At 64.8% G+C, this 8,769-nt stretch carries 9 protein-coding genes and 1 pseudogene; 4 read left to right on the top strand and 6 right to left on the bottom strand.

The features are described 5' to 3' along the window. The coding region (locus tag ABWP50_RS03325) for a phosphoserine transaminase (protein WP_353216568.1) at positions 1-1,007 on the bottom strand (1,007 nt) is incomplete at its 3' end. Between the two features lie 103 nt (positions 1,008-1,110). After that, entirely contained in the window at positions 1,111-2,046 is a 936-nt protein-coding gene (bla, locus tag ABWP50_RS03320) for a class A beta-lactamase (protein ID WP_353216567.1), read from the bottom strand. Positions 2,047-2,091: 45 nt separating this feature from the next. Between bla and ABWP50_RS03315 the strand changes: the two genes are divergently transcribed. The 3 genes from ABWP50_RS03315 to ABWP50_RS03305 are packed head-to-tail and all read left to right on the top strand — an operon-like array spanning position 2,092 to position 4,369. Next, on the top strand, positions 2,092-2,892 hold the full coding sequence (locus tag ABWP50_RS03315; RefSeq protein WP_353216566.1) for an SDR family NAD(P)-dependent oxidoreductase: 801 nt from the start codon (positions 2,092-2,094) through the stop codon (positions 2,890-2,892). Between the two features lie 55 nt (positions 2,893-2,947). Beyond that, positions 2,948-3,799: an LOG family protein gene (locus ABWP50_RS03310; protein ID WP_353216614.1), complete on the top strand. Its 852-nt coding sequence runs from the start codon at positions 2,948-2,950 to the stop codon at positions 3,797-3,799. Between the two features lie 27 nt (positions 3,800-3,826). Beyond that, entirely contained in the window at positions 3,827-4,369 is a 543-nt protein-coding gene (locus ABWP50_RS03305) for an MOSC domain-containing protein (protein WP_353216565.1), read from the top strand. Between the two features lie 47 nt (positions 4,370-4,416). On the opposite strand, the gene ABWP50_RS03300 is transcribed toward ABWP50_RS03305, so the two are convergent. Further along, entirely contained in the window at positions 4,417-5,022 is a 606-nt protein-coding gene (locus ABWP50_RS03300; protein ID WP_353216564.1) for a c-type cytochrome, read from the bottom strand. Positions 5,023-5,153: 131 nt separating this feature from the next. Here ABWP50_RS03300 and ABWP50_RS03295 point away from each other — a divergent pair, with 131 nt between their 5' ends. Next, positions 5,154-6,050 (top strand): prephenate dehydratase, encoded by an 897-nt coding sequence (locus ABWP50_RS03295; protein WP_353216563.1) that lies wholly within the window; start codon positions 5,154-5,156, stop codon positions 6,048-6,050. 10 nt (positions 6,051-6,060) lie between these two features. Here the strand turns inward: ABWP50_RS03295 and rsmD are convergent, their stop codons facing one another. From rsmD to ABWP50_RS03280, 3 genes and pseudogenes are all read right to left on the bottom strand, one after another. Next, entirely contained in the window at positions 6,061-6,594 is a 534-nt protein-coding gene (gene rsmD, locus ABWP50_RS03290) for a 16S rRNA (guanine(966)-N(2))-methyltransferase RsmD (protein ID WP_353216562.1), read from the bottom strand. Continuing rightward, on the bottom strand, positions 6,594-7,727 hold the full coding sequence (locus ABWP50_RS03285) for a pseudouridine synthase (protein WP_353216561.1): 1,134 nt from the start codon (positions 7,725-7,727) through the stop codon (positions 6,594-6,596). The genes rsmD and ABWP50_RS03285 overlap by 1 nt, the downstream gene beginning before the upstream one ends. Before the next feature lie 439 nt (positions 7,728-8,166). Further along, a pseudogene (locus tag ABWP50_RS03280) lies at positions 8,167-8,769 on the bottom strand (TonB-dependent receptor); the annotation flags it as partial.

The raw sequence follows: 8,769 nt of genomic DNA, 5'->3' as shown, positions 1-8,769 counted from the left end.
GCGCCAATGTCGTAGGCGGCATGCTCTTTTTCCAGCAGCGCCACGATGGCCTTCACCTGATCTTCCGCCAGGCCGGGCAGCACCAGGCAGACGCTGGTGTTGGAGCGGGTGGCGGGATCGGCCGCCAGATGCGCCGCCCATGGCCGGCTTTGCACCCAGGCATCGAGCGCGGCGGCATTGGCATCGGCGCGGGCCTTCAGGGCTTCAAGCCCACCGAGGCCATCGGCCCACAACAGCGCATCGATATAGTCTTCGACCGCCAGCATCGACGGCGTGTTGATGGTTTCGCCAATGAACAGCCCTTCGGTTAGCTTGCCCTTGGCCACCAGCCGGAAGATCTTTGGCAGCGGCCACGCCGGCGTGTAGGTTTCCAGACGCTCGACGGCGCGCGGGCCGAGGATCAGGATGCCGTGGCCGCCTTCGCCGCCCAGCACCTTTTGCCAGCTGTAGGTGAGCACATCGGCCTTGGCCCAATCGACATCCTGCGCAAACACCGCGCTGGTGGCATCGACAAAGGTCAGGCCGGCGCGGTCGTCCGGGATCCAGTTATAATCCGGCACGCGCACGCCCGATGTGGTGCCATTGGCAGTGAACAGCACATCATGGCTGAAATCTACCGTGGCCAGATCAGGCAGTTCACCATAAGGCGCGGTGATAACGGTCGGGTTTAATTTCAACTGCTTGACGGCATCGGTGACCCAGCCTTCGCCAAAGCTTTCCCAGGCCATCGCCGTGACCGGGCGGGCACCGAGCATCGTCCACATCGCCATTTCATAGGCGCCCGTGTCGCTGGCGGGAACGATGGCGATGCGGTGCGTATCGGGCACACCAAGGATTTTGCGGGTGAGATCGATAGCGAGCTTGAGGCGCGCCTTGCCGAGCTTTGACCGGTGCGAGCGGCCTAGCGATTCGGTTTGGAGCTGGCTGGCTGTCCATCCGGGGCGCTTGGCGCAGGGGCCGGACGAAAAATAAGGACGCGCCGGAAGCGCGGTTGGTCGGCTAGTCATATTCTCTCCTCACAGAGAGCGCGCGCCGCGTTGGGACGGCGTGGCCCGTGGCCGCCAATAGGCGCTTGCGGCGAAGGGTCAAGCGGATTCGGCCGCAGGCGCGTTACTCCAGCGCCGCCACGATGGCCCGGCCCAGCGGCACGAAATGGCGGTTGCGTTCTTCAAGTTCTGATTTGGCAGCAAAGAGATAGGCTGTGAGCCAGATCGGCCGGGCGCCAAGGGCATTGGGGGGCGGGGTGATGATCGAAATGATGTTGCGCGCCCGCCACGATCCGGCGCCGGTCTTGTTGGCCTCAACCCAGCCCGGCGGCAGTGCGGCGCGAATCATGGTATCGGCAGTCTGGCTGGCGGCCATCCAGGCCAACAGCTGCGCGCGCGATTGCGGTGATAGCCAGCGGTCCGTCAGCAAGCGCTGGCATGTCGCCAGCATGGCGGCCGGCGTGGTGGTGTCGCGCGAGTCGCCGGGGGTTTCATTGTTCATCTCAGGCTCGCTGCGGTCCAGCCGTGTGATCGTGTCGCCGCCGCGGCGCAGCCAGGCGGTCAGGGCTGCCGGCCCGCCGATACGGGCCAGCGCGATATTTGCAGCAGGATTGTCCGACAGCGTGACCATGGCCTGCGCCAATTCCTGCAGGCTGGCATCGCTGCCGATGCGCGGGCGGGTGAACGGCGCGGGGTTCAACATATCTTGGGCGCGCACCGGCAGCTGGTCAGTCATGCGCCATTCGCCGCGATCAGCGCCGTGCAGCAGGCGCGCCGCCAGCAGCAGCTTGAATGTCGAGCACATCGGGAAGCGCGTATTGGCCCGGTGCGCGAAGCGTGCGCCGCTTCCGGTGTCATGCAGCGCGATGCCGATAGGCCCGCCCGCGTCACGCTCAATCAGCGTGATAGCGCGGCGCAGGTCAGCGAAACGATCAGCGGCGGAAAAGGCAGGGCTCGCTGCCAACACAGGCAGGGCGGAGATCAACTGGCGGCGGTCAAACATCTGGAGCAATCCGCGGGCATCGGGGCGGCAGCGGCCGGGCTGCAGTTGACGTCGCACGGGCGATGGCGTCTCGTCAATGTGCACAGGACAAGGAAGCTGGGGATGATCGACTGGACAGGGCAGTACGTGCTGGTGACAGGGGCGGCCAGTGGCATCGGCCGGGCGTTGGCGCTGGCCCTGGGCCAGCGCGGGGCGCTGGTAACCGCGGCGGACATCAATGCTGACGGCGCGGAGCAAACAGCATTACTGTGCGGCGGCCAACCAATCGTACTTGATCTGGCGGATACTGCGGCAGGGCCAGCGGCGGTGGCTGCGCTCGCGGCGCACCATGGCCGGCTGGATGCGGTGTTTGCCAATGCCGGCATCGGCCACACGCGCCGGCTGCTGAAGGCCGATCTTGATGATCCCGGGCTGGCCCGGCTTTGGGAAATCAACATGCTAGGCCCTACGCGGCTTGCACAGGCGCTGGTGAACGCAGCCGAAGCCGGCGGCTGGCGGGCGCGGATCGTCATCACCGGTTCGGAAAACAGCCTTTCGCTGCCGCCTTCGATTCAGAATTACGGCAATGGCCTGTATGCAGCTTCCAAACATGGTGTGCTGATTTTGGCTGAATGGCTGGCCACCGAAACGCACAATGCCAAAAAGCCACTGGATGTGCATGTATTGCTGCCCGGCGGCGTTTACACGGGGATGACAGCAGCCGGGCTGGGGCCTGATCCTGCGCACTGGCCAGCCGATATGGGGATCATCATGCCAGCACGCGCTGCCGAAATCTGCCTGCAGGGGATTGATTTGGGGTTGTTTTATATCCCCACGCACGCGCATCTGATGGCTGACATGGCTGGGCGCTCAGATGGTGTGGCGGCGGCCACGGCGGCGCTCGGGCTGACGAAAACGCCGTGACTCAAGGCGAAGCAGCGTCTATCGCCCGGCGCCATTTGCAAGCGAGTAGCCCGTGATGACACCGCCCAGCCTGCCCGAGCCTATTTTTGCCACCGCCGCCGAAGAGGCGCTGCTGGCCAACACGCCGACCGCAGTGCCGCAGACCGAGCATCCCGCCTACCGCCTGGCCTTTCAGGACGCGGATTTCCTGCTGCGTGAGGATTTGCGCCCGGTGCGGTTTCAGCTGGAATTGATGAAATCCGAGCTGGTGCTGGCCGAAGCCGGCATCGATTCAACCTTTGTGTTCTACGGCTCGGCGCGCATTCCTGCCCCGGATGCGGTGCCGGCCTTGGTGGCGGCCGCCACCACGCCGCAGCAGCGCGCGGTTGCGGATCGGTTGGCGGCCAAGGCGCATTATTACGATGTCGCCCGCGATCTGGCGCGCACCGTTTCCAGCCACAGCGATGGTGGCAAGCGTATTTTTACCGTGTGCTCCGGCGGCGGGCCGTCGATCATGGAAGCGGCCAACCGCGGCGCCTGGGATGCGGGCATGCCGTCCGTTGGCCTCAATATCATCCTGCCGCACGAACAATTGCCCAATCCCTATGTCACGCCCGGCCTGTCGATGCAGTTTCACTATTTCGCGCTCCGCAAAATGCATTTCCTGATGCGCGCTAAGGCGGTGGCGGTATTTCCCGGCGGGTTCGGCACCTTCGACGAATTGTTCGAACTGCTCACGCTGGTGCAAACCGGCAAGGTCGCGCCGTTGCCGATCCTGATTTATGGCCGCGCGTTCTGGACCAAGGTTGTCAATTTCGAAGCCTTGGCCGATGAAGGCGTGATTGCGCACAGCGATCTTGATCTGCTGCATTTCGTCGAAACCGCCGACGAAGGCTGGTCAATTGTCAGGGCACACTACGGGCTATAGTCTGCACCATCAATACTGGAGCATTGGGTGGTCGCGACAGTCGTTTCAGTTGCCCGCAGCGGCAGCCATGAATTTTCAAAACAACCCGCCGCCGCGATCGAGATTGTCGCGGGCCACGGCGTGCGCGGCGATGCGCATTTCGGCGTCACCGTGCAGCATCGCTCGCGGGTCGCTGCCGATCCTACCCAGCCCAATTTGCGGCAAGTGCATCTGATCCATGCCGAATTGTTCACCGAGCTTGCGGCCAAGGGCTTTGCCATCGGCCCGGCTGACCTTGGCGAGAATATTACCACAGCGGGCATCGATCTGCTCGGCTTGCCGCGCGGCACCATGCTGTGCATCGGCCGCGACGTGCGCCTGGCAGTAACCGGCCTGCGCAATCCCTGCGCCCAGATCGAGGCCTATCGCAGCGGCCTGCTCGCAGCGGTGCTGGACAAAGGCCCCGGCGGCGCGATCATCCGCAAATCCGGCATCATGGCCATCGCGGTGGTGGGCGGCAGCGTGCGGCCCGGCGATCCAATCGAAATAATGCTGCCGCCGCTGCCGCATCTGCCACTCGAACGCGTCTGATGCGGGCAGACACGGGCGCAATTCGCGCCTTATGCAGCAAGACTGGCTTATGCAGCCGGCGCTGCGGCAACATCGGCCTCAGCGGAGGCGGCAGCCGGCGCGGTTTCTTCCACCGGCACGACGGGCAGCGGCAGCGGGCTGGCGCTCTGGCTGTTCAGCCATGCGATAACCGCCGCCCGGTCTTCGGGCTTGCTGATGCCGGCAAAGCTCATCTTGTTGCCCGCGGCATAGGCCTTCGGGCTTTTCAGCCAACCCCACAGCGAGTCAAAATCCCAGACCTTGCCCTTCATGCCGCCCAGCGCCGCCGAATAGTTGAAGCCCGCCTTGGCGCCGATCGGGCCGCCCACCACACCGTGCAGATTGGGCCCAGTGCCATTGGCACCGCCAGCCGCCGCGTTGTGGCAGGCAGCGCATTTCTTGAACACCGCTTCGCCCTTGGCCGCATCTGCCGATGCCAGGAAGAACGCTGCCGGCTTTTCAGCTTCAACAGCCGGGCCAGCTTCGGCGGCTTCTTCACCGCCGGCAACTTCGTAGCCGGGCTTTTCCGGCAGGTGGCGGGCAAACATTTCATCACTGACGATGGCCACGCCCAACACCGCAACCATACCGGCCAGCACACCACCGAAAATCTTGTTCAATTCAAAACTGTCCACGTCACGGCTCCACTGGTGCGGGCCGGCGCAAGGCAGTGTGCCACGCGGCCTCGGAATGCGCTTCGATTATGAAATTGTGCGGCGTCCTGCAAGCATTTGCTTGTTGCATCGCACTATAATAACCAGCGGCAATGAGCAGCAGTTACCCACCGTTGGCCCAAGCCCTTGTCGATACGATGGTCACGGCCGCCGATGCGGAGCCGCAGCGCGCCGTGGCCTTTCAGGGGGCACCCGGCGCCTACAGCCACCAGGCCGTGCGCGAGACATTTCCCGATGCGTTGCCGCTGCCCTGCGCCGGTTTTGAAGATGCCATCGAAGCCGTCCAGGCCGGCCGCGCCGGCTGTGCGGTGATTCCGATTGAAAACAGCTTGCACGGCCGCGTCGCCGATATGCATTTCCTGCTGCCGGAATCCGGCCTGCGCATCGTGGGCGAACATTTCGTGCGGGTGCGCCACTGCCTGCTTGGGCTCGGCACCCAGGCGCAATTGCGGGAGGTGAAAAGCCATCCGCAGGCGCTGGGCCAGGTGCGCCGGCATTTGCGCAGCTGGGGCATCGCGCCGGTGCAGTTTTTCGATACGGCTGCCGCTGCCGCTGCCGTGGCCGGGGATGGAGATGCAGCGGTTGGTGCCATCGCCAGCCGACTGGCCGGCGCGCTCTATGGCCTGAACATCCTGGCCGAAGGGGTGGAGGACGCCGATCACAACACCACCCGTTTTGTGGTGCTGGCGCGGGAGGCCAGCCAGCCGGCGGCGGGGGTGGCCGCGATGACCAGCTTCAATTTTGAAGTGCGTTCGGTGCCAGCGGCGTTGTTCAAGGCGTTGGGCGGCTTTGCCACCAACGGCATCAACATGACCAAGCTGGAATCCTACCTGCGGGACGGCAAATTTTCGCAGGCCGAATTCTATGCTGAAATCGAAGGATCGCCGGCCGATCCAGCAGTAGCGCGCGCGTTTGATGAACTGGGCTATTTTACCAATTGGGTGAAAATCATTGGCACCTATGCCAAGGCCAGAGACCGCGAAGCTTGACCGTTGCGCTTCAGGGCGCCCGCAGCAAGCGCACCAATGCCTTGCCGAAGCGGCGTTCGACCAGCAGCTCCCAGCTTGTGGGCAGTGCTTCGCCAGCCGCGCTTTCGACGCTGACCAGCGCGCCCGGCGCAATCCAGCCGCGTTCGGCCAGATGCGCCAATGCTGGCTGCGCAAAGCCCGAATCGTAGGGCGGATCGACAAACAATATGTGGCTGGCCCGCGCCGTGTTGCCTAGCGCCGATACCGGTGACTGGCGAACATCGCCGGTCGCGCCCATTGCTGCGAGATTGACCCGAATGGCGCGAACGGCGGCAGCATCATTGTCGACAAAACAGGCCGATGCTGCGCCGCGGGACAGCGCCTCCAGGCCCAGCGCGCCCGTGCCGGCAAACAGATCGAGCACGGCCAGCCCTTCAAAGGTGCCGAGCCGGCTGGCCAGCATCGAAAAAATTGCTTCGCGGGCGCGGTCGCTGGTCGGACGGGTGCCCTCCCCAGGCGGCGCAATCAGGGCGCGGCCCCGCCAACGGCCGGAGATGATGCGCATCAGGCCTTCGCTGGGGCTGGCTTTGGTGCTGATTTCTCAGCCCTTGGCGAATTTGCCTTCAGCATGGCCATCAGCGTCTCAACATCACTTTGCGGAATCTCGTCGGCTGCCCGCGGCGGCAGATCATCAAGGCCGATGGGGCCATAGGCCACCCGGATCAGGCGATTGACCTGCAGTCCGATATGCTCGAGCACCCGGCGCACTTCGCGGTTCTTGCCTTCGCGGATGGTGACGATCAACCAGAGATTGTGGCCGGTCTTGCGTTCGATATCAGCCAGCACCGGCCCATAATGCATGCCATCGATGGTGGCGCCGTCCGCGAGGCTTTCGAGCGCCTGCTGCGTGACTTCGCCAAAGGCGCGCACCCGGTACACGCGCGGGATGTTGGAGGAGGGCAATTCCAGCGCGCGTTTCAATTCGCCATCGGTGGTGAGCAGCAGCAGGCCTTCGGTGTTCATGTCCAGCCGGCCTACTGGCACCACGCGCGGCAGGTCGGGCGGCAGGATGTCCATGATCGTCGGGCGGCCGGCGGGATCGCGCGCGGCGGTAAGAAATCCGGCGGGCTTGTGGAAGCGGTACAGGCGCGCCGGCGCGATGCCGGCCACGGCCTGGCCGTCCACCGTCACGCCGCGCAAATTGCTGATGTTCAGCGCCGGTGAGGTCAGCTTGGTGCCATCGATCTCGATGCGGCCCTCTCCGATCATCCGTTCAATATCGCGCCGGGAGGCGACGCCGGCGCGTGCGAGTGCCTTGGCGATGCGCTGCGGCGTTACATCGGTCACGCGTTCGGGCGGCGGCACCCGCTTGATTTTTGGTGCGGGATCGCTGCGAGCCGGTCGGCCGGTGACGGGCCGGCCGGGGCCGCTGCTTGGCCGCGCGCTGGCGGGTTGCGGCGGCGCTGATCGCGGACCGGGGCTGCTGCGCTGCGGCCGGGCAGGGCGGTCGCCGCGCGGTTGGCGTTCTTCCCGGAACGGGCTGTCCGTGCGCTGTGGATTGCCTTCGCGGGACGGTTGATCGCCGCGTGCAAAGCGGCTGGCCCGAACCGGCCGGGCACCTTGGGGCGGGCCACTAGCGCGGGGCGGGCGGCCATCGAGATCGGTGTGGCTGTCGCGGTCCCGGTCGGGGCGGTTCATTCGTCCGCTGGTTGGTGTACGCCTGTCAGCGCGCACGCCCGTTTCCCCGCGCTGCGGCGGACGATCGCTGCGTTGCGGGCGCTCGGCGCGCGGTGGGCGATCACCGCGCATCGGGCGTTCATCCCGCCCATCGGGACGATTGCCCGGCGCGGCGCGTTCAGGCCGGGCGCCGGCCCGGGGCCTGTCGCTGGGGCCAGTGCGGGCGGCGTCACGGTCTGGTCTGGTTCGGCCAGTGTCGGCGGGATCATTGTAAAATCGTTTGGCAGCCGGACGCCGATCACTGTCGCGCGATGACGATACGGGCCGATTGCCAGTGGGTTTGCGTGGTGGAGGCATGGTCACCCCATGCGCTTGGTGCGCCCTGCTGTCCAGCAGCGCCCCAACAGCAAAAGGGCCAGCGTTTCCGCCGACCCCTTCACCAATCAATTGCTCAAACCAATCAGAATTTGAACTGCACGCCGCCGTAGAAGAAGCGGCCGGTGTTGGTGAAGATGGCCGAATCAACACCATCAGCCAGGATCAAATCAAGCGGCGGCAGCTGGTCGAAGATATTGTCGACGCCAACATAAGCCGAAATGCCCTTGTAAACCTTGGCCGTGAAGCGCGCATCCGAATAGGTGATCGCCGGGTAATAAACCTGCGGGAAACGATCGAGGTTTTCAGGCGGGCGGCCCTGTTCGCTGTTCTGGTCACGCCAGGTGCCGATGGTCTGCTTGCTCAGATAGCGCGCCGTGTACAGCAGGTCGAAGCCCTTGTAGCCGACGGTCAGGTTGAGCTGGCCATTCAATTCCGGGTTGCCGAGCGTGGCATGTTCGCGGGTCAGGCGGTTCGGCTCGGTGATCGACGTGTAGATGTGGCGCTTCAGCAGCACCGAAACCAACGTGCGCACGCTCAGGCGCCAATCCTCACCGAATTTTGTTGTGTAGCCCAAATCAACGTCAACGCCCTTGGTCAGCTGGCGCGCATAGTTGAATGGCCCGGTGATGAACGATGCGCCAGTGGCCGTGAGTGGGAATTCCGCGCCGCCATGACGAACGTTGGC

The organism is Sandarakinorhabdus sp. (genome assembly GCF_040398645.1).
GTDB lineage: Bacteria > Pseudomonadota > Alphaproteobacteria > Sphingomonadales > Sphingomonadaceae > Sandarakinorhabdus.
This window is presented reverse-complemented; position numbering and strand designations above follow the sequence as displayed.